22 protein-coding genes and 1 pseudogene are annotated in these 25,249 nt (G+C 68.9%); 7 read left to right on the top strand and 16 right to left on the bottom strand.

Annotated features, from left to right (window positions below):
* Positions 1-50: 50 nt before the first annotated feature.
* From M2428_RS17655 to M2428_RS17645, 3 genes are all read right to left on the bottom strand, one after another.
* The gene (locus M2428_RS17655; RefSeq protein ID WP_277527261.1) at positions 51-539 is read right to left on the bottom strand and encodes an SseB family protein; all 489 of its coding nucleotides are present in this window, start codon (positions 537-539) and stop codon (positions 51-53) included.
* Positions 540-655: 116 nt separating this feature from the next.
* On the bottom strand, positions 656-3,394 hold the full coding sequence (gene topA / locus M2428_RS17650) for a type I DNA topoisomerase (RefSeq protein WP_277527260.1): 2,739 nt from the start codon (positions 3,392-3,394) through the stop codon (positions 656-658).
* Between the two features lie 254 nt (positions 3,395-3,648).
* Positions 3,649-4,332 carry a winged helix-turn-helix domain-containing protein gene (locus M2428_RS17645; protein ID WP_277527259.1) on the bottom strand — a complete coding sequence of 228 codons (684 nt, stop codon included), beginning with the start codon at positions 4,330-4,332 and terminating at the stop codon, positions 3,649-3,651.
* 79 nt (positions 4,333-4,411) lie between these two features.
* Here M2428_RS17645 and M2428_RS17640 point away from each other — a divergent pair.
* Positions 4,412-5,695: pseudogene (locus tag M2428_RS17640) on the top strand (MFS transporter); the annotation flags it as partial.
* Between the two features lie 63 nt (positions 5,696-5,758).
* Here the strand turns inward: M2428_RS17640 and M2428_RS17635 are convergent.
* Both M2428_RS17635 and M2428_RS17630 read right to left on the bottom strand, forming a co-directional pair.
* Entirely contained in the window at positions 5,759-7,264 is a 1,506-nt protein-coding gene (locus tag M2428_RS17635) for a methyltransferase (protein WP_277527298.1), read from the bottom strand.
* A 326-nt stretch (positions 7,265-7,590) separates the two neighbouring features.
* Positions 7,591-8,385 (bottom strand): MerR family transcriptional regulator, encoded by a 795-nt coding sequence (locus M2428_RS17630; RefSeq protein ID WP_277527258.1) that lies wholly within the window; start codon positions 8,383-8,385, stop codon positions 7,591-7,593.
* 258 nt (positions 8,386-8,643) lie between these two features.
* On the opposite strand from M2428_RS17630, the gene M2428_RS17625 reads away from it, so the two are divergent.
* Positions 8,644-9,102 (top strand): hypothetical protein, encoded by a 459-nt coding sequence (locus M2428_RS17625; protein ID WP_277527257.1) that lies wholly within the window; start codon positions 8,644-8,646, stop codon positions 9,100-9,102.
* Positions 9,103-9,214: 112 nt separating this feature from the next.
* Complete coding sequence (locus M2428_RS17620) at positions 9,215-9,760, top strand: DUF6023 family protein (protein WP_277527256.1); 546 nt, start codon at positions 9,215-9,217, stop codon at positions 9,758-9,760.
* A 35-nt stretch (positions 9,761-9,795) separates the two neighbouring features.
* Here M2428_RS17620 and M2428_RS17615 read toward each other — a convergent pair whose 3' ends face one another.
* Positions 9,796-10,689 (bottom strand): rhodanese-related sulfurtransferase, encoded by an 894-nt coding sequence (locus tag M2428_RS17615; RefSeq protein WP_277527255.1) that lies wholly within the window; start codon positions 10,687-10,689, stop codon positions 9,796-9,798.
* A 117-nt stretch (positions 10,690-10,806) separates the two neighbouring features.
* On the opposite strand from M2428_RS17615, the gene M2428_RS17610 reads away from it, so the two are divergent.
* Entirely contained in the window at positions 10,807-11,499 is a 693-nt protein-coding gene (locus tag M2428_RS17610; protein WP_277527254.1) for a GNAT family N-acetyltransferase, read from the top strand.
* A 154-nt stretch (positions 11,500-11,653) separates the two neighbouring features.
* Positions 11,654-14,080 (top strand): DEAD/DEAH box helicase, encoded by a 2,427-nt coding sequence (locus M2428_RS17605; RefSeq protein ID WP_277527253.1) that lies wholly within the window; start codon positions 11,654-11,656, stop codon positions 14,078-14,080.
* Between the two features lie 118 nt (positions 14,081-14,198).
* On the opposite strand, the gene M2428_RS17600 is transcribed toward M2428_RS17605, so the two are convergent.
* The 7 genes from M2428_RS17600 to ssd form a co-directional block, all read right to left on the bottom strand.
* The gene (locus M2428_RS17600; protein ID WP_346780758.1) at positions 14,199-14,639 is read right to left on the bottom strand and encodes an Rv3654c family TadE-like protein; all 441 of its coding nucleotides are present in this window, start codon (positions 14,637-14,639) and stop codon (positions 14,199-14,201) included.
* Positions 14,639-14,998: a TadE family type IV pilus minor pilin gene (locus M2428_RS17595; RefSeq protein ID WP_277527252.1), complete on the bottom strand. Its 360-nt coding sequence runs from the start codon at positions 14,996-14,998 to the stop codon at positions 14,639-14,641. The genes M2428_RS17600 and M2428_RS17595 overlap by 1 nt, the downstream gene beginning before the upstream one ends.
* Positions 14,999-15,087: 89 nt before the next feature.
* Positions 15,088-15,372, bottom strand: coding sequence for a DUF4244 domain-containing protein (locus tag M2428_RS17590; protein ID WP_277527251.1), 285 nt, complete (start codon positions 15,370-15,372; stop codon positions 15,088-15,090).
* A 140-nt stretch (positions 15,373-15,512) separates the two neighbouring features.
* On the bottom strand, positions 15,513-16,142 hold the full coding sequence (locus M2428_RS17585; protein WP_277527250.1) for a type II secretion system F family protein: 630 nt from the start codon (positions 16,140-16,142) through the stop codon (positions 15,513-15,515).
* A gap of 13 nt (positions 16,143-16,155) precedes the next feature.
* Positions 16,156-16,839, bottom strand: coding sequence for a hypothetical protein (locus M2428_RS17580; protein WP_346780757.1), 684 nt, complete (start codon positions 16,837-16,839; stop codon positions 16,156-16,158).
* A 209-nt stretch (positions 16,840-17,048) separates the two neighbouring features.
* The gene (locus tag M2428_RS17575; protein WP_277527248.1) at positions 17,049-18,389 is read right to left on the bottom strand and encodes a TadA family conjugal transfer-associated ATPase; all 1,341 of its coding nucleotides are present in this window, start codon (positions 18,387-18,389) and stop codon (positions 17,049-17,051) included.
* On the bottom strand, positions 18,386-19,495 hold the full coding sequence (ssd, locus tag M2428_RS17570; protein WP_277527247.1) for a septum site-determining protein Ssd: 1,110 nt from the start codon (positions 19,493-19,495) through the stop codon (positions 18,386-18,388). Before ssd ends, M2428_RS17575 begins: the two co-directional genes overlap by 4 nt.
* A gap of 135 nt (positions 19,496-19,630) precedes the next feature.
* Between ssd and M2428_RS17565 the strand changes: the two genes are divergently transcribed.
* Both M2428_RS17565 and M2428_RS17560 read left to right on the top strand, forming a co-directional pair.
* Complete coding sequence (locus M2428_RS17565) at positions 19,631-21,361, top strand: bifunctional 3'-5' exonuclease/DNA polymerase (RefSeq protein WP_277527246.1); 1,731 nt, start codon at positions 19,631-19,633, stop codon at positions 21,359-21,361.
* A 143-nt stretch (positions 21,362-21,504) separates the two neighbouring features.
* Positions 21,505-21,765, top strand: a complete 261-nt coding sequence (locus M2428_RS17560; RefSeq protein WP_346780756.1) for a YegP family protein — start codon at positions 21,505-21,507, stop codon at positions 21,763-21,765.
* A gap of 24 nt (positions 21,766-21,789) precedes the next feature.
* On the opposite strand, the gene M2428_RS17555 is transcribed toward M2428_RS17560, so the two are convergent.
* The 3 genes from M2428_RS17555 to M2428_RS17545 all read right to left on the bottom strand — a co-directional run bounded on the left by M2428_RS17555 (position 21,790) and on the right by M2428_RS17545 (position 24,818).
* A complete protein-coding gene (locus M2428_RS17555; RefSeq protein ID WP_277527245.1) occupies positions 21,790-22,470 on the bottom strand; it encodes a CoA pyrophosphatase in 681 nt (226 codons plus the stop codon).
* Entirely contained in the window at positions 22,467-23,234 is a 768-nt protein-coding gene (gene nth / locus M2428_RS17550; protein WP_277527297.1) for an endonuclease III, read from the bottom strand. Before nth ends, M2428_RS17555 begins: the two co-directional genes overlap by 4 nt.
* A 99-nt stretch (positions 23,235-23,333) precedes the next feature.
* A complete protein-coding gene (locus M2428_RS17545; protein ID WP_277527244.1) occupies positions 23,334-24,818 on the bottom strand; it encodes a hypothetical protein in 1,485 nt (494 codons plus the stop codon).
* Positions 24,819-25,249 lie beyond the last annotated feature (431 nt).

Genomic DNA, 25,249 nt, shown 5'->3' with positions numbered 1-25,249 from the left:
TAGCTGCGACGGCGGTATTCGCGAAGAATACCGCCGCCGACGCCGCGGGCTTAGGCCGGGTCGCCGTCCTGCGCCGGTCGGTCCGCTGCCCCAGCAGTGGGCTGGGCGGCAGCGCCGTCGGTGGGCTCGTCCGTGGGCTTGAAGTCGCGGCGGATGTTGGCCACGCCCTCCGGGTCGATTTCAAAGCCGTAAGCGGCCCCGGGGTTGATCACCATGCCAAGCTCTGCACCGAGGTTCCCGATGATCGCGGCGCCCTGCGTGCCCAGCACGTTCGGGGCGGCGGCGAGATACTGCTCGGTGACGCGGCTCGGGTGCGAGAAAACGGCCAGGACGGGCTTGCCGGAGGAGTTCGCGAGGACCAGCGGCTCCACCTGCGAGTCGGGGCCCTCCAGGGCGTCGGAGCTGACCACGTAGACCTCGTTGTTGAGGAAGGCGAGGATCACGTCCACCGGGTTGGCGTCCGGCTGCTCCCCCCGGGCAAGCTGCTCCTCGAGTTCGTTCAGCGGCTGGTTGTCCAGGTGTGCGGGCTGTTCAGTCATATTCCTACTCGATCACGTCCACGGCCGGTCCGCAAACGCGAAATCGCCGGAAACCTGCGAATTCGCCGGTAATTTCCGGCGAATCCGCGCGTTTCCGGCGAATTCGGTGGGCGGGCCTACTTCTTGACCGGGGCCTTCCGGGCGGGTGCCTTGCGGGCCGTCGTCGTGCGCTTGACCGGTCCCTTGGCCCGCTTTTCGGCGAGGAGTTCGACGGCCTGTTCCCGGGTCAGCTCCTCGACCGCGGTGCTGCGCGGCACGGTGATGTTGGTGATGCCGTCGGTGATGTACGGGCCGAACCGGCCTTCCTTCACCACGATGTTCTTCTCCGAGACCGGGTCCGGTCCGAATTCGGCCAGAGGCGGCACCGCGGCACGGGCGCCGCGCTGCTTGGGCTGCGAGTAGATCTCCAGCGCCGCCTCGAGCGTGATGGTGAAGATCTCCTCTTCGGAGCCGATCGAGCGGGAGTCCGTGCCCTTCTTCAGGTACGGGCCGAACCGGCCGTTCTGCACCGTGATCGGGTTGCCGTCGGCGTCCTGGCCGAGGACGCGGGGCAGGCTCATGAGCTGCAGGGCCTCGTCCAGCGTGATGGTGTCCACGCTCATGGAAGCGAACAGGGATCCGGTGCGGGGCTTGGCCTTGACGGGTTTCTTTGCCGGCTTCGGCTTGCCGTTCTTGTAGTACTCAACGGGCTGGTTGGCCAGCTGTTCCTCGGTCATCTCCGGGATGACCTCGGTGACGTAGGCGCCGTAGCGGCCGTTCTTGGCCACGATGGTGTGCCCGGTGTGCGGGTCCGCGCCAAGGACGCGCTCCTCCGGGGCAGCGGTCTCCATGAGTTCAACGGCTTTGGCGGCCGTGAGCTCATCCGGGGCCAGGTCCTCGGGGACGTTGGCGCGGGCCGCTTCAACCACTTCGCCGGTCTCGGGATCCACGGTGGCGGTGGAACTTTCCAGGTACGGGCCGAACTTGCCGACCCGGAGAGTGATCGCGTCCGTGATGGGGATGGAGTTGATCTCGCGGGCATCGATCTCGCCGAGATTGTTCACGATGCTCAGCAGGCCGGGCTCGGAGTCTTCACCGAAGTAGAAGTGCTTGAGCCAGGCCGGTCCTGCCGCCTGGCCGTTGGCGATCTTGTCCAGGTCGGCTTCCATATCGGCGGTGAACTCGTAGTCCACGTAGTCGTGGAAATGCTGTTCGAGGAGCCGGATCACGGAGAACGCGATCCAGCTCGGGACCAGCGCAGAGCCCTGCTTCCGGACGTAGCCGCGGTCCTGGATGGTGGAGATGGTGGAGGCGTAGGTCGACGGGCGGCCGATGCCCTTCTTTTCCAGCTCCGCGGTCAGCGAGGCTTCGGTGTAGCGCGGCGGCGGCGAGGTCTCGTGCCCGACGGCGACAATATCGGTGGCGGTGAGCGCGTCGTTCTTGGCCACGTTGGGCAGCCGGCGTGCTTCCTCGGACTCGTCATCGCCGCGGCTTTCGTCCTTGCCTTCTTCGTAAGCGGCGAGGAAGCCGGGGAAGGTGATGACGGTGCCCGACGCCGAGAATTCGGCGTCGCGCCGGTCGGCCGGGTTACCAACAGTCACGGCGCCGAGGCGGATCGTGGCGGTGGAGCCCTTGGCGTCAGCCATCTGGGAGGCGACCGTGCGCTTCCAGATGAGCTCGTAGAGCCGGAATTCGTCGCCGGAGAGCTGCTTTGCCACCTGGGCCGGCGTGCGGAAGGAGTCACCGGCGGGACGGATGGCCTCGTGGGCTTCCTGCGCGTTCGCTGCCTTGCCGCTGTAGACCCGCGGCGACTGCGGTACGTACTCGGGGCCGTACAGCTCGGAGGCCTGGCGCCGGGCGGCCGTGATGGCCTCGTTGCTCAGCGCGGACGAGTCCGTACGCATATAGGTGATGTAGCCGTTTTCGTAGAGGCGCTGGGCCACCTGCATCGTGCTCTTCGAGGAGAAGCGCAGCTTGCGGCCGGCCTCCTGCTGGAGGGTGGAGGTGGTGAACGGCGCGGCCGGGCGGCGGGTGTACGGCTTGGTGTCGACGGAGCGGACCCGGAATTCGGCGTCCTGCAGCCCCGCTGCGAGCGAGGCGGCGAGTTCCTCGTTGAGGTGGACGGCGTTGCGCGAGGTCAGCTCGCCGTTGTCGTTGAAGTCCCGGCCGCTGGCGACCTTGGCGCCGTCGACGGCGGCAAGTTTGGCTTTGAAGGAGCCGGAACCGGCGCCGAACTGACCGGTGAGGTCCCAGTAGGAGGCGGCCTTGAAGGCCATCCGCTCGCGTTCGCGGTCCACCACCATGCGGGTGACGACGGACTGCACGCGGCCGGCGGAGAGGCCGCGGGCCACCTTGCGCCAGAGCACGGGCGAGATCTCATAACCGTAGAGCCGGTCCAGGACGCGCCGGGTTTCCTGGGCGTCCACCAGGTCCTGGTCGACATCGCGCAGGTTGTCCATGGCGCGGTGGATGGCTTCCTTGGTGATTTCGCCGAAGGTCATCCGGTAGACCGGAACCTTGGGCTTAAGCACTTCGAGCAGGTGCCACGCGATGGCCTCGCCTTCGCGGTCCCCATCGGTTGCGAGATAGAGAGCGTCGGCGTCTTTGAGCTGGGCCTTGAGCTCGGCGACCTTTTTCTTCTTGTCCGAGGACACCACGTAGTAGGGCTTGAAGTCGTTGTCGATGTCGACGGCGAACTTGCCCAGCGGCGTCTTCTTCAGTTCCGCGGGGAGCTCCGAGGGCTGCGGAAGGTCGCGGATGTGACCGATGGAGGCCTCCACGATGAAGCCTTCGCCGAGGTACTTGGCGATGGTTTTGCTCTTGGCGGGAGACTCCACGATCACGAGTTTCTTGCCGGTTTTGGCCTTGCTTGGCACGGTGCTCCTACAGAAAAAGGTGGCTCGGGCAGATGCGCCCATACCCGCCTAGTTCACCATATTTTGCAGAATCCCGCGCATCCGGCCGGAAATGACGGCCCCGCGGAGGTGGGTTCCGGCTGCGATCAGACCGCGTGTCCGGCGGCCATTGAGGGCGCGCTGGATGCCACATCCCGCGGCGCCGGCGGCGGTTTTCAGACGTTGCCGGGGGCGGTTTTCAGACGGTGCCGGCGGCGGGCTCGGTCCTTGCCGGCTTAGTCCTTGCCGGGGGCGGCCTTGCCGGGGGCCGGCTTCGCGGCGGCCGGTCCGCGGTCGTCCGGAATCATCGACCACATCGTGGCCATGCGTTCGGCGCCCTCGGGCACGTGGTCCGGATCCTCGAGTTCGTAGTCCCTCAGGAGGTCAAAGACCCGCCGGTTCAGTTCGGCCCGCTGGTCCGGCGTCAGGTACAGGAGGTTGCTGGCCAGCACCACGGAGGACGGGCCGTCGGCGGTGTCGCCGTTCTCGCGCCGGGCGTTGCGGGCCTTGGCGTACGCAAGGACCCGGCGGCGGTAGGCGTCGAGCTCGAGGTCCAGGACGGCGAGTTCCGGGCTGGCCACTCCCCCCAGCGAGTGGATGGTGAAATCGGTGCCGGCGGCCTTCCAGCGCCGCTCCCGGGCGTCCCCGGCGGTCTCTGCGGGAACCACGATGCCCCACTTCTGCAGTGCCCGAAGGTGGTAGCTCATGGCACTGGGAGTCAGGCCGGTCTGCGCGGCAAGCTCGGTGGCCGTCCGGCTCACCTGGGTGGAATACAGTTCGGAAATGACCTCCAGCCGGGCGGCGTGGGCCAGGGCACGGATCGCCTTCGGGTCCGTGATTTCCACTTGCTTCTCCGGACGATGCCGGCGCTTGGTGGCCGGCGGAGCCGGGGACTCCGCCGTCGGGGTTTCTGCGTTCACTCCTCCAGTGTATCCAGCCTCTCCAAACTATGAAAGAAATGCTTGACATCTGTTCCGGGACCGGACTATTTTCCTATTTATGAAACAAACACTTCATAATGCCTCCACTCCCACAGCAACGGCGCAACCCCTGTGGCGCAACCGCGACTTCCTGATCGCCGGCACCGCCCGGTTCGTGGCGACGGCGGGGATGGGCGCCGTCGTCGTCAGCGTCATGCTGCACCTGCAGAACGCCGCCGCCGCCGGCGAAACGCCCGTCGCCGGGCCCTGGCTGGTGGCCGCGTACCTGCTGTGCTCGGCGCTGCCGCTGGTTCTGCTGGCTCCCTGGGCCGGCCGGCTCGCCGACACCACGGACTCCCGCACGCTGGCGACGGCGAGCTCCACGGTCAGCGCCGCCGCCGTCGCCGGCATGGGGCTGGGCATGCAGTACCTGGAGAACTATCTGCCCGTGCTGTTTGCCATGACTTTCCTGCTCGACGCGGCCCAGGCGGTGGCCGGACCCACCTGGCAGGCCCTGCTGCCGCGGATCGTCGGCGAGGACCGCACCCCGCGGGCCATGGGCACCATGCAGGCGACCGTCATGATTGCGGGTATGGCCGGTCCCGCCGCGGGCGGCCTGCTCAGCGGCTGGGGCGGGACCGGACTGGTCTTCGCCGTGGCCAGCGGCTGCTACGTCGCCATGGGGCTGGGCGCCCTGCTGATCCGGACCCGCCGCGGCACGGCGGCCGAACGGGCCGGCCGGGCGAAGCCGGCGCTGCTCGACGGACTGCGCCTGATCCGCCGGGACAGCCTGGTCTGGGCCCTGGTCCTCGGGGCGATGTTCTTCATTGTCGTCGGCGAGGCCACCAACGTGCTCGAGGTGTTCCTGGCCCGCGGCGAACTTGGCGCCACCGAGACGCAGTACGGGCTGCTGGCCGCAGCCTTCGGTCTCGGCATGGCGGCCGGGGCGGCGATGGCCGGCAGCATCAAGACACCGGCGGTACGGCTGCGCGTGCTGCTGGCCTCCATGACCGGAGCCTCGGCGTTCCTGATCCTCACAGGACTGGTCCCCAACGTGGAACTGCTCTTTGTGGCCTACACGGCGACGGGCACGGCCTGCGGCGTCCTGAACGCCTGTTTCGGAGCCATCGCCATCCTGCGGATTCCGGAAAGCGGGCGCGGCCAGGCGATGGCGATCGTTGGCGGGATGACACGCGCCGTCTCCATCGGGGCGCTGGCCCTGGGCGGCTTCCTGGGGGCCCTGGTCCCGGTGCGTTTCAGCTTCGTGCTCACCGGGGCGGTCGGCGCCCTGGTGGCCCTGGCCCTCACCGCGTATGTCCTGCCACGGTTCGGGCGGGAGGACGCCGGCGTCCGCCCGGCGGATGAAGTGGCCGCGTCGGCTGAGGCGGCAATGACAGTCGCCGCTGCGGGGGCGGCGAGCGCCGTTTCAGGCGGGCAGCAGGAAGCCGTCGCGAACCAGGTTCCCTACTTCCTCGAGGAGGCCGGCGCGGAACTCGGCACTGTCAAACCCCTCGTAGCCGCCCAGCAGCGCCTCGAGAGCGCCGATGATCTGCCCGACGGACAGGTCGCCGTCGCACGCTGAGACGAACCCGGCCAGCTCGGTACTGAGCAAGTTGGTGCGGCGCAGCCCGGCACCCTGCCGCAGCAGGATAACGCCGGGGTGCTCCGCCCCCGGGCGCTGGTGCCGCTCTTCGGTGACGTCCTCCGCGACCAGCAGGTGGGCGGCGGCCAGATCGTGGGCAGCCAGCCAGTCGGCACGCTCGACGGCGGTGCCCAGGTGTGGCCCCACTGGCTGTTCGATCGGGTACGTGATTTCCTCGAAGCGGGAAAGCACCCGCCCGGCGCCGTCGGCGGGCCGCCGCAGCCAGATCATGCCAAAGCCGATTCCGGCCACTTTGCGGGAGGCGAAGTCGTCGAGGTAGGCAGCGTACGAGTCCTGGTACAGCCTGCGGTCGCGGTTTTCCGAGGCGTCCTGCAGCCAGGTCTCGGCATACTGCTCCGGGCCCACCTGCTCGCGCTGGATGAACCAGACGTCGGCGGCCGGACTGGCCCAGCTCTGCGGCCGTTCGGCCCAGTTGGCACCCGCCGTGATCTCCCAGTTGCCCAAGAGCTGGGCCGTTCCGCCCGGGGCAAGGGCAGAGGGCAGCGCGCGGACCAGCGATGACACGATCTGGTCCCCCGGCAGGCCGCCGTCGCGATAGGTGAACTGGTCCGTGGCGGTCTCACCGAGGCTGCGGGGCGTGATGACGAACGGCGGGTTGGACACCACCAGCTCGAATTCCTCCCCCGCGACCGGCTCCAGCAGGGACCCGAGCCTGAGGCTGACGCGGGCGTCGAGGTCGGCCGGGTCCAGGTGCAGCTCGTCGGCGTTGAGCAGAAGGTTGAACCGGGTGAACGCCAGTGCGCGTGCGGAAATGTCCGTGGCGGTCACGTGCTCGGCATGGTGCAGCAGGTGAAAGGTCTGGATGCCGCAGCCGGTGCCGAGATCGAGCGCCCTGGCAACGTGGCGGCGGGCGGTGACCTGGACCAGGGTGGTGGAGGCCTGCCCGATCCCCAGGACGTGGTCGTGGCGGAGGACGCCTGCGCGTTGGTGCGCCGCGAGGTCGCTGGCCACCCAGAGGTCCGCTCCGCCCTCACCGACACCGTCCTCGCCCACGGTCGGGTCCCAGGCGTAGGGCCTCAGGTCCACCTTGGCCTGGATCAGGTCCCCGCCGGACGGCTCCACCAGCCCTAGTTCCAGCAGCCCCGCCGTGCGGATGCTGGGGAGGGCGGCGTCGAGGGTCTGCGCGCGCTGCGGCTCGGAGAGGAGCCAGAGACGCACGACGCCGGCGAGCGCCGCCGTCGCCGGCTCCCCGAGGGAGCGCCCGGTGACGATCAGTGCAGGGATGAGCTGGTCCCGGCCTAGGGCGGAGTGCGCGGCCTCGCCGAGCATCTCCGCAACCCCGTCCACGGTGTAGCCAACGGCTCGCAGGTCCGCGGCCAGGGCCTCGAGGAGGCCGGGAAGGTCGCTCCGCGGGGCGTCCGGAGTGTTGCCTGCTGTGAACGGGGCTGAGGGCGCCCGGTCTGAGGGGGCCTGGGTTGAGCGGTGCTGGGTTGAATGGGAGGTTGCGGCGGGGCCCTGCGCTGAGGAAGTCACCGGACAAGTTTAGTCCCGGGGTTTAGTCCGATGGTTTGGCCTTGGCTTGCCCCCGGCGGTTTGGCGGTCGTTTGTCCCCGGCGGCTTGGCCCCGGGTTTGGTCCCAGGCCGTGCAGGTCCGGCTAGAGCTCGGTCTCCGCGTAGATTTTCAGGGCGTCCCGAACGAAGGCCGCGCCGTCGGCACCGCCGTAGTTCGCAGCGAAACGGGGGTCGGCCACATACATCTCCCCGAGTCCCGTCACGTACCCCTTGATGTCCGGAGCTCCGGCGTCGTTGCCGGCCGCGGGGCCGCCTGCGGCGGGTGACGCCGCCGGGGTGCCGGGGATACCCCGGAGCCATTCGACGTGGCGCCGGGCCAGGTCCTGCGCCTCCGCGCTGTCCGCCGGAACCCCCGACTCCGCAGCGGCCGTCCAGTCGGCGCCGAGCTGCCGGGACTGTTCCGTCCAGGCAGCCTTCTCCTCCGCCCCCATGCCGCGCCACCAAGTGTCCGACTTCGCGTAGGCATCCTTGCCCCACCGCTGCTGAACTTCCTCCTGGTACTTGGTGTGGTCGAAACCGTCGAACATTTCCTCCGCCATGATCTTTCCTCCCGTTTGCAATGCCTCAATGGTGTGCCGGACCGAAGCAATCTGCCGGCCCAGCCTGTCCTCTTCCTGCAGCAGCCACGCCAAGTGCCGGCCCAGTGCATGCTCCGCGTCCGCCTCGTTGCCGAGCACCTCCGCGATCGCCGGCAGCCCGAGCCCCAGATCGCGCAGGAGCAAGATCCGCTGCAGACGGACCAGCGACTCTTGGCCGTAGTACCGGTAGCCGTTGTTGCCCGTGCGGCTTGGCTTGAGCAGGCCGATGTCGTCGTAGTGACGCAACGTCCGGCCGGTAGTGCCGGCCAGTTTCGCGATCTGCTGAACGGACCAGTCCACGCCTCCACCTTTCTGTTCCTTCAGGCCTGTTCCCTCGGGCCTGTTCCCTCGGGCCCGTTCCCTCGGGCGGCCCGTTCCCTCTGGCGGCCCGTTCCCTCTGCCTGCGGGGTGCGTTGCTCCCCCGCCGGCCAGCCGCTGCCCGCCCGTCCCTTGGACTCTAAACTTTGACGCAACGTCAAAGTCAAGGGTCCGCGGGGGAGTGCGCCGGGAAAGTTCCATGCGGCCGGACGGGAGCCCGGGAGACGGTAAGTTTGAGGCATGGTTTTCCCTTCCTCCCACGCCCCGGCCGCCCGGCTGGTCCGGCGGGCGCTCACAGGTGCGGCCGCCGTCGTCGTCGTACTGGCCGCAACGGCATGTTCCCCGGCCGGTTCGATTGAGAGCGCCGACGTCCCGGCGTGGAAGGCGACCGCCCTGCCCTCGGCCCCCGGGACGGTGCTGGAGGATGCCGGTAAGATCCTGAACCGGGATCCGATCGTCAGAACCGCGTCCGGCGTGCCCGCCGGCACCTACACCCTGACGATGACTTGCGAAGGCGGCGGCAAGGCGTTCTTCGCCGTCAGCCTGGACGGCAGCCAACTGGCCGAAGCGGGAGCCGCCTGCAACGGCAGCCGCGAAACCGCCCACATCAAGGTGCCTGTCGCTGGCGAGGTCACGCTCAGCACGTCCAGTGTGGATGCGCCCCTCCTCTACGCCTACCACCTGGCAGCGTCGGAGTAAGACCAGCCGGCAGTCAGGCCACCGGGGTCCAGCCCGGTGCCATCTGATGGGCTTGCCCGAACCGGTCCTTTCGCCTCTGGCGCTTGATCCCGGGCAACCCTAATCTCAGAGTATGCCAACTGTGCCGGCGAGCAGGGCGCCGCGACAGCGCACCCCGGCCGCCGCCGTGGTGCTCTCAGTTGCGGTATTTCTCGGGACGGCTCTGTCTGGCTGCGAGTATGAATACAGCGCCGACCACTGGGACGATGAATCGACCTCCGCTGCCGCCGCGCCGACCACTGACGCCGCCTTGCCCCGGGACCCCCACCTCAACGAGCCGGTGTCCGGCAAGGAGCTGGACGCTTGGGTCCACGAGGTACTGCCCGACGCCGAGGGTCAGGTTTTCCACACGGGTTTTGGGACGCTGGAGGCCGACGAGGAACGGGAAGAGACCACAACCAAGCTGCCCAAGGGTACCTACGCCCTGACCCTGGCCTGCCGGAGCGCCCGCCGGGTGTCCTTTTCCATCGAAAACGGTGAGAACGAACTCGTGGACCTGAGTCTCCGGTGCGGGACGTCCAGGGTGAACGTGGTGCAGTTGGTCTCAGATGCGGCGCTCATGATCAAAGTGGATGCGAACGGACCGGCGAACTATGCATACCGGGTGAGCCGCATCTGAGGGTTTCCGGCCGGCAGAGAAGTCCGGAGAGGGTCCTAGGCAGCACAGCCGTCGGGGCACCGCAGGGTTTCGGGGCTCGCGGCGCACCCGGTGCAGTAGAGCGTGAGCGTCCGGCAGCTCGGATTCGAGCAGTTTTCGAACTTGCTCGTGGGCGCCGCGCAGCGAACGCATTCGCCGATGGTCTTGGCATCCCCGCTGAACTCGAGGTGCATGCGCTTGTCGAACACGTACAGGGAGCCCTCCCACAGGCCCTGGTCCTTGAAGGCCTCGCCATAGCGAACAATGCCGCCGTCGAGCTGGTAGACCTCCTTGAACCCGCGGTTCACCATCAGGCTCGAAAGCACCTCGCAGCGGATGCCTCCCGTGCAGTAGGTGACAACCGGCTTGTCCTTGAGGGCGTCGTATTTGCCCGAGTCGAGTTCCTTGATGAAGTCATGGGTCGTGGCAACGTCGGGGACCACAGCGTCTTTGAACTTGCCGATCTGGGCCTCGAAGCCGTTGCGGCCGTCGAAGAACACGACCTCGTCGCCCTGCTGCTTTTTGGCTTCAATGAGTTCGTGGAGCTCCTCGGGTTTGAGGTGGGTTCCGCCGCCCACCACCCCGCCGGCGTCGACTTTAAGCTCGCCCGGGGCGCCGAAGGATACGATTTCGTCCCGCACCTTCACGCTGAGCCGGGGGAAGTCTGCCGCGCCTCCGTCGGACCACTTCACGTCGATGTCGTGGAATCCCTTGTACTCCCGGGTGGCCTTGACGTATTGCTTCACGGCGTTCAGTTCCCCGCCGACCGTGGCGTTGATGCCGTCCTTGGAGAGGATGATGCGGCCGGTGAGTCCGAGTTTTTCGCAGAGGGCGCGCTGCCAGAGCCGGACGGCGTCCGGGTCAGAGAGCGGCGTAAAGCCGTAAAAGAGCACAATCTTGTTCAAAGCCACGTATTTAAGGGTACTTGCTGGGAAGGAGGGCCGGTCAACAGTCACAATTGGGTACGCACGCGGCCTTCCCCGACCCGGCCACTGTTGCTTGTGGCACTGCTGGAATACGCTCATCACATGAGTCTTGACGCCATGGTTGAAGACACCGCTCACCTGCTGGAAGTCTGGGTTGCCGGATGGGCCGGTTGTCGCGGATATGAGACACGCAGGGAGGGACGGTTCCCTGCGGCCTTTCGCGCGGACACAACCCACGAATGGGAATACTTCGCCTACGATCCCTCCGATTCAGAGTTCGCTGAGCTGGCGGCGAAGACGGCCGAAGTGCCGGCCAGAGTCCTCACGATTCTCACCAACGACGTTGCCAGGTATTCGGTCCTGGGACCGCGGCACGGCCTCCATGTCACCTCGGCTTCCCAGACCATGATGATTGTGGACATGGAGACCCAGGACTCGGAGGACCCCTGGCTTTCGGACGACGACCTCAAGCTGGAGACGTCCCGGACGGACGGCGTCCACCATGCGGTGGTCCGCGGTGGCGAAGAGGTCGCCGCGAGCGGACGCGTGTTTGTGGTGGGACACACCGCCATCTTCGACAACATCGTGACGTCGCCGAGCTACCAGCGGCGGGGGCTGGGCAGCTTCATCATGAAGGCGCTGGCGGCCCAGGCGTTCGAACACGACGTCGATTCCGGACTGCTGCTCGCCTCGCTGGACGGGCAAAAACTCTATTCGCACCTCGGCTGGCGCATGGTGTCCCACGTACTGCTGTTGTCGACGTCGGACGAAGGGTCGGACCTGTCCGTCGGTTGAAGCGCGGCGCGCGGTTACCCCGCCCGGGAGCTGGCGCCCGGGGCAACCTGCCGACCTCTTGGCCGCCCTGGGGGGACCCCCTTTTGCCGTTTGCCGCGCTGACGCCGCAGGCCTGCCGTGCGGGCGATTTGAGGCCGGATGAAAGAATATGTGAGTGAACCCGCATGAGTCCCTGATTCCGTTGCTGGGCCGAGGCCCGGACCCGGAACAGCTGCGCCATGTGCGGACGATCCCGGCCCGCCAGGCCGTCAATTCGCCGTGGCCGGAGTGGTCCCACCCGGATCTCGTGAGCGCCTACGGTTCCCTGGGCATCCACGAGCCCTACCTCCACCAGGTCCAGGCCGCCGAACTGGCCCACGCCGGAGAGCACGTGGTCATTGCCACCGGCACGGCGTCCGGGAAGTCCCTGGCGTATCAGCTGCCGGCCCTGGACGCGATCCACCGTTCCGAGCTCAGGGTCCTGTCCGATCCCGGCAAAATCCACGACGACGGCGCCGTGACCCTCTATCTGTCCCCCACTAAGGCACTGGCCGCCGACCAGCTGGCCGCGATCCGGGCCCTCAAGCTCCCCACCGTCCGGGCCGAAACCTACGATGGCGACACCGATCCCGCTTCCCGGCGTTGGATCCGGGACCACGCGAATTTCATCCTCGCCAACCCTGACATGCTGCACTTCGGTATCCTCCCGAACCATTCGTGGTGGGCCAGGTTCTTCCGGCGCCTCCGCTATGTGATCGTGGATGAGGCCCACAGCTACCGCGGGGTCTTCGGCTCCCATGTGGCAAACCTCATGCGCCGGCTGCGTCGGATCTGCGCCTACTACAGCCCCGGCGGCTCGCATCCCGGACCTGTGTTCATCGCGGCGTCCGCCACGGCGTCTGACCCCGAGCAGTCCTTCGGCCGGCTGATCGGCGCACCCGTGCGTGCCGTATCCGAAGACAGCTCGCCCCACGGGTCCACCACCGTGGCGTTTTGGGAGCCGGCCCTGACGGAGCTCCGGGGCGAAAACGGTGCCAAGGAGCGCCGGACCGCCGTCGCCGAGACCGCCGACCTGCTGGCCAACCTGGTGTCCTCCCGCACCCGGACCATTGCGTTTATCAAGTCCAGGCGTGGGGCAGAGACGATTTCCTCCATCGCCAAGCGCCTCCTCGACGAGGTGGACCCCAGCCTGCCGCAGCGTGTGGCCGCCTACCGCTCGGGCTATCTGCCGGAGGAGCGACGGGCCCTGGAAAAATCGCTGCGCTCAGGTGAACTGCTGGGCGTCTCGAGCACGTCCGCGCTGGAACTGGGTATCGACATTTCCGGTCTCGACGCCGTGCTGGTCGCCGGCTGGCCCGGCACGCGAGCTTCGTTGTTCCAACAGATCGGCCGGGCGGGACGCGCCGGCCAGGACGCGATCGCGGCCTTCGTGGCGAGCGACGACCCGCTGGACACGTACTTGGTAAACCACCCCGAGGCGATTTTCGACGTCTCGGTGGAGGCCACGGTCTTCGATCCCTCCAATCCCTATGTCCTGGGCCCGCACCTGTGCGCCGCCGCTGCGGAACTTCCCCTCGGATTCGCCGAACTGGAGCTCTTCGGAGCGACGTCGGAGAAGCTGCTGGACCGGCTGGTTCTGCAGGGCTACCTGCGCAAACGGCCGGCCGGATGGTTCTGGACCCATCCGCAAAGTGCCGCCGCCATGGTGAACCTCCGCGCAGATGGCGGGGGGCCGGTGAGCATTGTGGATGCCGAGACCGGCTCCCTGCTCGGCACCATGGATTCGCCCCAGACCCATTACCAGGCCCACACCGGCGCCATCTATGTCCACCAGGGCGACAGCTATGTGGTGGAGGACCTGAACGAGGACGATCACTGTGTGATGGTGCGCCGGGCGAACCCCGACTACTACACGACCGCCCGGGACGTGACCCAGATCGAGGTCCTCGAAACGGAACGCACCACCCAGTGGGGCGATGTGGCCGTGCATTTCGGCGACGTGAAAGTGACAACCCAGGTGGTCTCCTTCCAGCGCAAGGCGCTGATTTCGAATGAGATCCTCGGCGAAGAACCCCTGGAACTGGACGCCAGGGACCTGTTTACCAAGGCGGTCTGGTTTGTCGTGGACAACCGCTCGCTGACCGGCGCCGGGCTGATCGAGGCACAGTTCCCCGGAGCCCTGCACGCGGCCGAGCACGCGGCCATCGGCCTCCTGCCGCTCGTGGCTTCCAGTGACCGTTGGGACATCGGCGGAGTGTCCACGGCCATCCACGCCGACACTGGAGTGCCCACCATCTTTGTCTACGACGGCCATCCCGGCGGGGCCGGCTTCGCCGAACGCGGCTATGACAAGGCCAGATTGTGGCTAACCGCCACGCGCGACGCCATCAAGGCCTGCGAATGCGAGTCCGGCTGCCCGTCCTGCGTCCAGTCACCCAAGTGCGGCAACAAGAACAACCCGCTCGACAAGGACGCTGCCGTCACACTGATCGACGTGCTGCTCAAAGACGCCAGCGAACTGATGCAGAGCGGCAACTCCGGCACACTGGCGGCCGCGGCTGTGGCAACGGGAGAGAAGCCTGCCCAGCCGCTCCGAGCCTGAACCGCGTCTCAGCGGCATTCCGGTGGTGCACGGCCGCGGGACGTCGGCGCGCGGCCGTGGGCAGATTCGCGGCTCCCGGCCCTCCGCGCCTGGTCCTCCGCCGTGAAGCGGGCGTCATTCACGGCGGGGACCCGCTCCCGGGCGCAGGGGGCGGTCCCGCTCGGGCCAGCCCTGTGGCCGCCCCGAGGAACGGTCCGGCGCCGAGCTCGGTGCGGACCTGAACTGTGGCGTCCTGCCCTTCAGAACAGGCAACCATCGCGGCGTCGTTCTTCCGCGCGACCTCCCGGGCCACGGCACAGGGCTCGCCGGACGTGATTCCCCGTGCGGCATCCGCGGCAGCCAGCGCCGCGAGGTCGGCAGCTGCCGCAGCCCTCGACGCCGCGATGGCCGATTGGGCCAGAAGCAGCAGCAAGGCCGCCGCCATGATGATCACCAGCCCGAGCCCCAGGGCCAAGACGGTCCCGGAGCCCCGCTCCGAAGGCCGGCAGCGGTGCGGGGCACGGTCAGGAGCCGGACTTCGGGGCCGCGGCCCGTGGGCCCCGGCACGTGTCGGCGACATCAGGTGCCCTGCCCCGGGGAGCGGGAGGCACCATCTAACCGGGGCTGTCGTGCCGCACCGGGGGCCTCAGCACGCGCCCACACACTGGCGCTCAGGACCCACGGAATGAGAGAACCGACTGCCCCGGGGACGCGGCCGGAAACGGTGACCCTGTGCCATTCGCCGTCGAGCGTCACCTCGGCCGCTGCCGTATCGCCGGCGAGCCGGCGGACAATGTCTCCCACTTCGCCGGCCCCGGCTCCCCTGGCCAGTGCGCGGGCACCGCCGCGGGCCGCTTCCTCGACGCGCAGTTGCGTTACTCCGGCCGCCGAACCCGCCAGCAGGAGGGCGAGCAGGAACACGACCGAGGGCAACGCCACGGCGAACTCCGCAGTGACCGCCCCGCGACACTCCGCCGTGGGCGGCGGCTCCCTCCGGCTGCTACTGCCCCAGCCGTGCCAGCCTGCCTTCATGGCAGCGTGAGCGCTGTCCGAATGAGGTTCAGGAGGAAACCGCGGACCTCATCGCTGCGCATGATGAACACGAGGACCCCGGCGAACCCGACGGCGGCCAGCGTTGCTATGGCATATTCGGCGGTGGCCATTCCCGCCTGCGCGGATGGCGGCCTCCTGCGCCCCTGCGGCTGGACGGGGACAACCGAGCTGGCGCCGGGATAGATCTCGTACACCTCGGCAACGCCGCCCTCCCCTGTGTCCTTCCGACTTGCAGCGGGAGTGTCCTGATTTATTGACATCTGCTTTTCCTTCCACGGGACACCGGCAGGATCGCCGGCTGGTTCCACTCTCCCGGCTGGGCTGGTGCGCCGTAAGCCCCGAGGTCCGCCAAGTGGAAAACGTGCCCCTACGCCCGGGGTGTGGAGGAGAACTGCCGGCATCAGGCCGGGAGCAGCCCCAGGAGCACGGGCACGACGCCGAGGCACACAAACGCCGGCAGGGAGCACAGGCCCAGCGGCACAACGAGCTTCACGCCCAGCGCCGCCGCACGCTGCTCGGCAGCCCTGTTGCGTTCGCGGCGAAGCCGGGCGGCCTGGGCATAGAGCAGCGCTGAGGAGGGGGCGCCGGTGAGCGCGGCGAAGCAAAGCCCGTCGCGCAGGGCGAGGAGCTGGGGCGCCCGGGCACCGGAACTGCGCCATGCTGTGTCCCAGTCGGCGCCGATTGCGAGTGCCGACACAACCGGCCGAAGCTGCCGCCCGAGTTCCGGAGGCACAAGGGCGGCGACGAGTTCGAGGGACCGGCCAAGCCCGGCGCCCGCATCCAGCATTGCGCCGATCAATTCCAGCATCATGGCGGTATCCCGCAGACCTGGGAAGCCGTGACGCCCATGCCGTCCGGCGCCGCGGGGCGCCGGACTTCGGGTGGCCGGGTCAGCCGGGTCAGCCGGATCGGCCGGGGCCGGAAATTGGTGCCGGAGCCGCCGGCGGACACGTCCCGGGCGGGCGAGGACCACGACGGCTGCACCGGCAAGGCTCGTTGCCACCACGAATCCGGTCAGTTCGGGCCTCACGGCGGCCGCGGAGTCACGATGGGGCTTCCGCCGCGGCCTGGACTAGCCGTGAGGACCACAACCGGCCGACGGCGGTCAGCGCCACACCTGCCGCCAGCGCCGCGAGGCCCCAGGGGTTCCCCAGCAGTGTCGCCACCGGGTCCACGCCAAGCAGCAGGCCGAGCGCCAGGCCGGACAGCGGGAGCCAGGTCAGTAAACGGACAGTCGCGCGCGGCCCCGCCAGGGCGGTCTGCCGGGCGGCCTCGGCGTCGTCCTCCGTCTCAAGGTGGGCGGCAAAGCGCGCCAGGACATCGGCCAGCGGGCAACCGCTGGCCTCGGCTGTGTCAAAGCATGCGGCGAGCTCGCCCCACACGCGCACGTCCCGACCGGCCAGGACGCCCACCGCCCCCCTGGCTAAGACGACCGTGCCCGCGCCGGCAGACCCGCCGGAGACCTCGCGACGGATGGCCGCGGCCACGGAGGACCCGCGCAGGGCGGCTGCACGCGCGGCCGCAAGGATCCTGAGGGAGTCCGGGCCGAGGACCGTTCCGGAGCCTTCGCGGGCCTGGTCGCGGCCTGCACCGTGCCCCGCCATCTGGCCCGCGGACCGTTCCCGCGCAGCGTCCCCGCCGTACAGGACCCAGAGTTCGTCCCACAGCCGGGCGGGGATGCGCCCTCCCTTCAGCAGCGCGGCCAACTGTTGGACCACGACAGTCATTGGGACGGGCCCAGCACCTGCGGATCCCCTACCGTGCAAGCCACCGAATCGCCGGACTGCTCTAAGCAGGCGGGATCGCGGCTGCCCTTCGGCGGCGGAACTTCCCGTGCCGATGCCTTGCAATGCCCTGCGAGTGCGCTGACCGGCCGCGCGCGAGGAGGGAAATGCCAGCCACACGGCCAGCACCAAAGCGCTGATCAGGAGGATGGTCATCGCAGCGTCCATGCCCCCGCGGGTTCGTGTCCGGATCCCGGCGGGCGCTCTGCCAGCCGCGCTTCCTGCAGCTCGGAGGGACCCGCTCCGGCCAAGCCGGGATCCAGGCCGAGACGGTCCGCCAGCTGCGGCCAGGCCCGGCCGAAGCGGAGCTGGCCTTGTTGGACGTCCAGTGCGCCGGTGACTGTCAGGCCAATGTCGTCGGCCTCCATGATTCCAATGCTCGCGACCTGGCGCCCGGTTTCGGTCCGTTCGACATGTACGACGGCGTCGATCGCACTGGCGACCTGCAGCCGTACGGCGTCCTGGCCCATGCCGGCGAGCGCGCCAAGGGCCGCCAGCCGGGCGGGCACAGCCGCGGCCTCATTCGCGTGGATGGTCCCGCCGCCTCCCGTATGTCCGGTGTTCATGGCCGAGAGCAGCTCGCGGACCTCCGCGCCGCGGCATTCGCCCACCACCAGCCGGTCCGGCCGCATCCTCAGGGCCTGGCGGACCAGTTCGCCGAGGTCCACGGCACCGCCGCCTTCCAGGTTTCCGTGCCGGGATTCCAGCGAGACGACGTGCGGGTGGACCGGATTCAGTTCCGCGGCGTCCTCAATCAGGACGAGTCTCTCCCCGGGGTGGCACAGTCCCAGCAGCGTAGCCAGTAGCGTCGTTTTCCCCGAGCCGGTGGCACCGCTGATGAGGAAGCTCAGCCTGGACGCCACCATGCGTTCGAGCACGGACTGGACCAGGCTCCCGACAGTCCCGGACCCGAACATGCCGTCTCGCCTGAGCTCGGGCATGGTGAAGACCGTGGCCCGGCGGATGCGCACGCTCAGGAGGGTTCCGGCCGTGGAAATGGGCGGCAGCACCGCGTGCACCCGGTAGCCGCCGTCGAGCCGGACGTCGACGCACGGCGAACCGTCATCCAGGCGGCGCCCGCCGGCTGCCACCAGCCTCGCGGCGAGGGCCCGGATCTGCGGCTCCCCGGAAAAGACGACCGGCGCCTTTTCCAGACCACCGCCGCGGTCCAGCCAGACCGAGTCCGGCCCGTTGACAAAGATGTCCGTCACGGCGGGGTCCCGGGTGAGCGGCTGCAGGGGGCCCAGGCCGTTCAGTTCCGCGCTGATGCTCTCCACCGCGGCCAGGGCGCCGGCCGTGCCGAGCAGCCGTCCGCTCGCCTGGACCGCGGCCGCCACCCGCGACGGGGTCACCGGCGTAGCATCTGCCATGACGGACTCGCGCACGGAATCCAGCAGCGTCTGGTCGAGAAATCCCTGCGAGCGCCTGCGGCCCGGCGCCCGCCCGGTGGGCTGTTCGGGTTCGGCGGGTTCCACGGCCGCATGGGCACTCATGAGTCATCTCCGCCGTTCAGGTCAAGGACTCCGGCGCCGAACCGGCGTACGGCGCGCTGCCGGCCGGCTTCCAGAAGGCGGCCGAGTTCCGTTGCTCCTGCCAGACCCTTGATGTCTGGCATGATGCCCTGAAGGGCGAGCCCCACGGAGTCGGCGATCAGCGGCGCATCCAAGGCGGCGCCGGGACCGGCCCGGACCACGAGCGCGGTGTCCACAAGGGGAAGCTCCTGCAGCAGCCACGCCGTGGCGACGGCGGCCCGCAGCCGGGCGGGCGCGACGACGATGATCCGGTCGCATTCGCCGGCGAAGGCCCGTAAAGCCTCCCGTTCCCGGCCCATATCCAGCACGACCAACTCGCAGCCGCGGCGGGCGGCATCGAGAACCGCGGCCACGGTGACCGCGTCCACACCGGCGGCACGATCCCGGGTTCCCGGCCACGACAGGAAGGCGAATCCGCCGGCGACCGGCAGCGCATCGTGCAGCTGGGCAGGGTCGATGCTGCCGCTCACCCCGGCCAGATCCGGCCACCGGAGCCCGGGGGCGTCCTCGGCGGCCAACGACAGTTCCAGACCGCCGCCACAGGGGTCGCCGTCGATCAGGAGCACGCGGATCCCGGTTTCGGCGGCGGCCTGCGCGATCAAGATGGCGGCCGTCGTGGCCCCGGCACCGCCGCAGCCGCCGGTGAGACCCAGAACCAGTCCGCCGGCTTCCGGCGCGCGGGACCGGCTCAGGTATTCCGCCAGCCAGGCGGCCGCGTCCGGCAGCACCGCGACGCGTTCAGCCCCGACTGCGGCGGCCAGATGCCACAGTCCGTCCCCGTCACCCTTGAGGCCGAGCAGCACGGCAGGAGCCCTCCGCCGGGGCGGCAACTCGCGGATGTCGCTGCCCACCAGCACGGCGGCCGCGGCATCCCAGAACGGTGCAGCCTCGGCAACGTCCTGCACCGTCCGCAACTGGCCGCCGGCCGCAGCGACGATGCGTTCCACTTCGCCGCGCAGCACCTCGACCCCGGTGACGAGCAGGGTTTCCGCCGAATCTCCGGGGATCCAGGGCCCCTGCTCCGGCGGAGGCGGCGAGCCTGGACCACGTTGCTGGTGCCTGTTCATGCTGCCACTGTGCCCGGGCGGCGAGCGCAGCGTAACCGCCATCGTGGGCTATGTGGACAAGCACCGCGGCCTTCCTGCCGCCGCGACCAGGAAATGCGCACGGACCACGCCCCGGAGCAGGGCAGAATTGACCCTATGTACCTGCTGCTCGCTGCCCACGCCGACGGCGCGGCGCTGCAGCAACTCACGGCGGACGGCGCCCCCGAACCGTCCAATCCGGAACCCCGGGTTGTCAGCGCCGGCGACCTCGCCGGAGTGGTGCGCGGGCTTGAGGAGCGGCACCCGCGCTGGATCTGGCACCGGACGCAGGACTGGTATCCGGCGCTTCTGGGCGCCGCGGTGGAACTCGAGCGCTGCTACGACCTCACGTTGTGCGGTTCGATCTTGGCCCACTCGGAGTTCACCGCCCACACCGGCTATGCGCAGGCGGCGGAGAAGCTGACGCAGGACGACGAGCTGCAGCAGCCACCGCGGGGCCTGCAGCCCCCTGCCCCGCCGCCGGAACAGGGGGCCCTGTTCGATGCCCCGGCCCCCGGTCAGCGTCCCGGCCAATCCCTTGAGGCTCTTCGCGCCGAGTACGCCGCGCAGCAGGAGGCACTGAGCCAGGCGGGAACGGACTCCAGCACGGCGATCGTCACCGACGCGAGCCGCCGCCAACGGCTGCAGCTGTTGCTCGCAGCAGAATCGGCCGGGGCCATGATCGCCGCCGAAATGCAGCACACCGGTGTCCCGTGGCGGGAGGAACTGCACGAGCAGATTCTCGCGGATCACCTCGGCCCCCGCCCGGCTCCGGGCCGCCGTCCGGCCAAACTCGAATCGCTCACAGCCGAACTGAGGCTGCTGCTGAAGTCGCCGGCGCTGAACCCGGACTCCCCGCAGGAGCTCATGCGCGCCCTGCACCGCAACGGCATCGAAGTGAAGACCACCCGCCAATGGGAGCTGAAGGAATCCAGCCACCCCGCGATCGTGCCGTTGCTGACCTACAAGAAACTGGCCCGTCTGCACGCGGCCAATGGCTGGGCGTGGCTTGATACTTGGGTGAAGGACGGCCGGTTCCAGCCTGAGTACGTGGTGGGCGGCGTGGTGTCGGGCCGGTGGGCGTCCCGGGGCGGCGGGGCGCTGCAAATCCCGCGCCAGGTCCGCGGCGCGGTCCACGCCGATCCAGGCCACAAACTGATCGTTGCCGACGCCTCGCAGCTGGAACCGCGAGTGCTCGTGGCGCTGGCGCAGGATGCCAAAATGGCCGAGGCCGCCCGGGACAAGGACCTCTATGCAGGCATTGCCGCGCAGGGCTTCGGCGGCGACCGGGCAAAAGCCAAGGTGGCCCTCCTCGGAGCCATCTACGGGGCGACGACGGGTGAGTCCGGTCGGCTGATGCCCCAGCTGGCCCGCACGTACCCCCGCGCCGTGGGCTTCGTCGAGCAAGCTGCCCGCGACGGCGAAGCCGGCAGGACCGTCACCTCACGGCTGGGCCGGAGCAGCCCGCCGCCGTCGGACCGCTGGTTGCAGAGCCAGCACTCCACCACCGCGGAAGAACAGCGCCGGGCGGACTCGATCGCCCGCTCGCGCGGCCGCTTCACCCGGAACTTCGTGGTCCAGGGCTCGGCCGCTGATTGGGCGGCGTGCTGGCTCGCTGAATTGCGACGCCGGCTGCGCGCCATGCAATCGGACGGCGCCGCCGTTGGCGAACTGGTGTTCTTCCTCCACGACGAAGTAATGGTGCACTGCCCCGAAAGCGCCGTCGGGGATTGCATCAAGGCGATCGAGGACTCCGCAGCTGCCGCCAAGGAGCTGCTGTTCGGCCGGATTCCGGTGGAATTTCCGGTCAGCGTAGCGGTGGTGGACTCGTACGACAACGCCAAATGAGTGACCGAGGTCACCGCCTGTAACGTACCCGTCGGTAGCGTTGTGTGGGCTCCATCACCGGGCTACCCTCGAGAAGGCCGGCGAATTTCCCGTACGAACCGCCGGCTATTGCAACGAGGCAAGGAAATTGGGGAGGCAGCAGTTTGGCTGGCATTTTTGAGATCGCGCAGGCTGGCGACAAGGCATATTTCTTTAGGTTGACGGCGGCGGATGGCACGGTAGTGGCCGTGTCACCGCTCTTCAGCTCCATCAAAAGCGCGGCGGCGGGCATCAACGCCGTGCGCGAGAACGCCGCGACCGGCCTGATTGTGGACGGTTCCAGTACGCACTCGCGGGCCGCCGCCGGCAGGTCGGGAGGACGGGCGCGCGCTCCCCTGGCGCGCAGCGCCGTGGCTACCGGCTAGCGGACCGGCCGGTGCCCTGAGGGTTCACACGTCAATCGCGTGGAACCGTGCGCGGTCCCACGGAACGGCCCAGCCCAGCTGTTCAAAGAGCTGGTTCAGGATCATCCCGGTAAACCCCCAGACCACCACGCCGTTGACGGTGAAGGCGGGGCTCTGGAACGTTTGGCCGGCCCGGCTGACCGTTGCCATCACCCGGTTGTCCGGGTCCAGCAGATCCCGGACCGGAACACGGAACACCTGGGCGGATTCACCGTAGTCCACCACTCGGACCGGTGACTGGGCGGCCCACCAGGCCAGGACCGGGGTGACCAGGAAATTACCCCGGGGCAGCGCCAGTTCAGGCATCACTCCGAGGACGTCCACGCCCGCAGGGTTCAGTCCGGTCTCCTCTTCAGCCTCGCGAAGGGCAGCGTCGACCACGGATTCACCCGGGTCGATGCCACCGCCTGGAAACGCCACTTGCCCGGGATGGTCCTCCAGGGTTTGGGCCCGCTGCAGCAGCAGCACGTCCAAATCGGCTGGAGCCAGCAGCTTCTCGGACTCGGCTGGATCGTTGCCCAGCGCACCAAAGAGCATGAGCACAGCGGCCCTGCGGACCCGCTCGCCGGGCTCGACGGCGAGTTCCCGCCAGCGCGGATCAGGGGCCGGCGCCGTGCCCGCCTCCACCGCGGCAACGAGGTTAACGAGGTCCTGGCGCGCGGTCACGGCTGCTTCCTCTGCGATTCCATCCGGATTTCCGCGGCCCGGTGCGTCTCGGCCAGCAACCGGGCCAGCAGTGCCTCCTGCCCCGGGGCGAGCTCGTACTTCAGCAGTTTCTTTGCCTTCTCCGGATCGGTTTCCCCCATCCCGTAGCTGGGGCACCAGTTGGCGACGGCGCAGGCGCCGCAGGCCGGCTTGCGGGAGTGGCAGACGCGGCGGCCGTGAAAGACGACGCGGTGCGAGAGCATGGTCCAGTCCTTCGGTTCGAACAGCGCAGCGACGTCGGACTCGATCCGGACCGGGTCATCCGATTCCGTCCAGCCCAAACGACGCGCCAGCCGGCCGAAGTGGGTGTCCACCGTGATGCCCGGAATGCCGAAGGCATTGCCCAGCACGACGTTCGCGGTTTTCCGCCCGACGCCGGGCAGCGTCACCAGGTCCGCCAGCCGGCCCGGCACCTCGCCGTCGTACTCGTCCACAAGCCGGGTGCACAGCGCCAGGAGATTTCTGGCCTTGGCGCGAAAGAAGCCGGTGGGCTTGATGATGGCCTCCAGCTCGGCCGGATCCGCCTCTGCCATCTGCCGCGCATCCGGGTACCGCGCGAACAGCAGGGGCGTGATCTGGTTGACCAGCACGTCCGTGGTCTGTGCGGACAGCACGGTTGCTATCACGAGCTCGAACGGGCTGCGGAAGTCCAGCTCCGCGTGGGCATAGGGGTACTGTTCCGCGAGTTCCCGGTTAATCCGGCGCGCGCGGCGCTTGAGCGCCAGGACAGACTCCCCGGACGCCCGCGCCGCACCGGGCCTGGCGCTCCCGGGGACCGGGGTGCCGGATACCGTGCTGCCGGATTCCGTGGCCACGGGGGTTGGCTAACCGCGTTCGATGTTGCTGAGGTCCCGCAAAACGCCCAACCGGCCGTCGGTGTGCTGGACCAGGAATTCGTTGCCGCGGTCCTCAATGGCAAGGACCCAGCCGCCGGGTTCAATGACGAACGCCGGGGCTCCGGTGCGCGGGTCGACGGCGGTGCGGGGCTGTGCGACGGCGAACCAGAACGCCTCGTGCACAGGGTGGACATCGTCCTCGGCGGGCCGGCTGGCGGGATCCACGGTGGCGCCGATGGGCTCCTGCGGGCGGACCTGCTCGTTGGGCCGGACCTGGGGGTTGACGGTGGTGGGGGCACTGCCGCCGGGGGTTGCCGGAACGTCAGCGGCCTCGGTCTGTTCAGCCGCGGGCGGGGTCTGCGCAGCGGCGGCAGTAGGCGCACCTGCGCCGGCAACGGCACCAGCGGCAGCGGCAGCACCGGCAGCAGCGGCCGGGACGGCGGCGGCCCGGGTCTGTTCAGCGCCGGACGCAGCCGGCTCAGCGAACCGTGCCTCAGCAGCCGGCTCAGCTGACTTCGACGGCGTCGACGCAGCCGACGGCGCTGGGGCAGCCGCGCTGACTGCGGGTACTACGCCGGAAATCTGGGTCGCCGGTGCGCTGGGCGCCGCAGCGCCCGGTGCTGCAACGGATGCCGCTCCAGTTGAAGGCGCCCCCGCCGCCGGCGCGGCCGGTGAGGTAGCCGCCGGCGCAGCCGCCTGGCCGCTGGCTACCGGGCTGCTGGCGGCCGGGCGCTTACCCCAGCCCGCTGCCGCGCCCGATGCTGCCGCGCCGGTTGCTGCGGCACCGGATGCTGCCGCGCCGGTTGCTGCCGCCTTGGATGCACTTCCCGCGGAGTCCTTGGCCGTTTTGGGCTGCTTCGGCGTCTTCGGCGTCTTGGGCGCACGGGGCTTTTGTACCGGGGCAACAGCTTCACGGGCCACGATGTGGGCAGGCGTTTCCTCCCGGCCCAGGAAGTCGCCGGCAAAGAACGGGATCCAGCGGGCCAGGACGGTGGCCGCGAAGAGTCCCAAGGCGCCAAGGAGCGCTATCAGCATGCTGGGCACGAACGCCCCGGCGACAGCCAGGAAGAAGAAGGCCAGCGTGAAAGACGCCACCACGGACGCGAACTGGTCGATCGAAAGGGACCCGATCCGGATCCTGGTCGACGGGCTGAGACGGCGGGCCACGAACAACGCGGTGACAATGAGCGGAAGCACGATGCCCAGGCCCAGGAAGAACAGGCTGCCCAGGTTCCACAAGTTGTATGCGAAAGCAAACATCGGAATCAGCGAGGCAATGAAAAGAAGCAGTGTGGAGCCGAAGACTGTGAGGTCCCGGACAGTGAAGGGGCCGAGGACGGCCTCGTTCTTCTTCGCGGTCTTCTTGTCCACCGTGAAGCGTGGCGCATCCCCGAACCCGGCCGGCCCCGGCTGCGCCGTTCCGCCCTGGCTCTGGGCGGGCGCCCGGAGCTGCCCGTTGTTTTGCTCGTTCATTCCGTATCTCCTTAGCATGGCGGCACCCTGGACAGCGCCGCCTAACGGCAGGCTAAGACAGCACCGCAAGCGGTTCCTGTCGCCTCCATCGGATGTCACAACTTCATCTCAGCCTAGCCAAGTGGATGGCCGATCACTAGCTGACAAGCCGAGGGCGGCCACAGCAGAATTCTCCGACTTTCCGAATCCCGGACGCTTGACTCCCGGACACCGTCCGGCGTCACCAACGAACCACTCGGCGCTTAACAAACACCGCTTACGGCGCTGTTTGTGACGGGGCGCACGTTTGGTCGGACCCGCGTATTAGTGTTTATTCCAGACAGCTCCAGCGGCACTGCCGCGGTCTGCCGCCGCCCGACGTCGCGCATGCGGCCCGGCGCGGAGGCGACGCGCATGGCCGCGCAGCCCGGATCGATGAATGATGAGGTTCA

It is taken from the genome of Arthrobacter sp. ES3-54, from assembly GCF_029504395.1.
Classification (GTDB): Bacteria; Actinomycetota; Actinomycetes; order Actinomycetales; family Micrococcaceae; genus Arthrobacter.
Note: the sequence above shows the minus strand (reverse complement) of the source record. Positions and strands in the feature narration are given on the sequence as shown.

Bases quoted from the DNA above. Each gene is read 5' to 3' on its own strand.
- M2428_RS17625 (WP_277527257.1), top strand. From the start codon at position 8,644: ATGGTTTTCCCTTCCTCCCACGCCCCGGCCGCCCGGCTGGTCCGGCGG.
- M2428_RS17610 (WP_277527254.1), top strand. From the start codon at position 10,807: ATGAGTCTTGACGCCATGGTTGAAGACACCGCTCACCTGCTGGAAGTC.
- M2428_RS17600 (WP_346780758.1), bottom strand. From the start codon at position 14,639: ATGTCGCCGACACGTGCCGGGGCCCACGGGCCGCGGCCCCGAAGTCCG.
- M2428_RS17620 (WP_277527256.1), top strand. From the start codon at position 9,215: ATGCCAACTGTGCCGGCGAGCAGGGCGCCGCGACAGCGCACCCCGGCC.
- M2428_RS17635 (WP_277527298.1), bottom strand. From the start codon at position 7,264: ATGCTCGGCGAGGCCGCGCACTCCGCCCTAGGCCGGGACCAGCTCATC.
- M2428_RS17565 (WP_277527246.1), top strand. From the start codon at position 19,631: ATGTACCTGCTGCTCGCTGCCCACGCCGACGGCGCGGCGCTGCAGCAA.
- M2428_RS17545 (WP_277527244.1), bottom strand. From the start codon at position 24,818: ATGAACGAGCAAAACAACGGGCAGCTCCGGGCGCCCGCCCAGAGCCAG.
- M2428_RS17575 (WP_277527248.1), bottom strand. From the start codon at position 18,389: ATGAGTGCCCATGCGGCCGTGGAACCCGCCGAACCCGAACAGCCCACC.
- M2428_RS17655 (WP_277527261.1), bottom strand. From the start codon at position 539: ATGACTGAACAGCCCGCACACCTGGACAACCAGCCGCTGAACGAACTC.
- M2428_RS17590 (WP_277527251.1), bottom strand. From the start codon at position 15,372: ATGTCAATAAATCAGGACACTCCCGCTGCAAGTCGGAAGGACACAGGG.
- M2428_RS17580 (WP_346780757.1), bottom strand. From the start codon at position 16,839: ATGACTGTCGTGGTCCAACAGTTGGCCGCGCTGCTGAAGGGAGGGCGC.
- ssd (WP_277527247.1), bottom strand. From the start codon at position 19,495: ATGAACAGGCACCAGCAACGTGGTCCAGGCTCGCCGCCTCCGCCGGAG.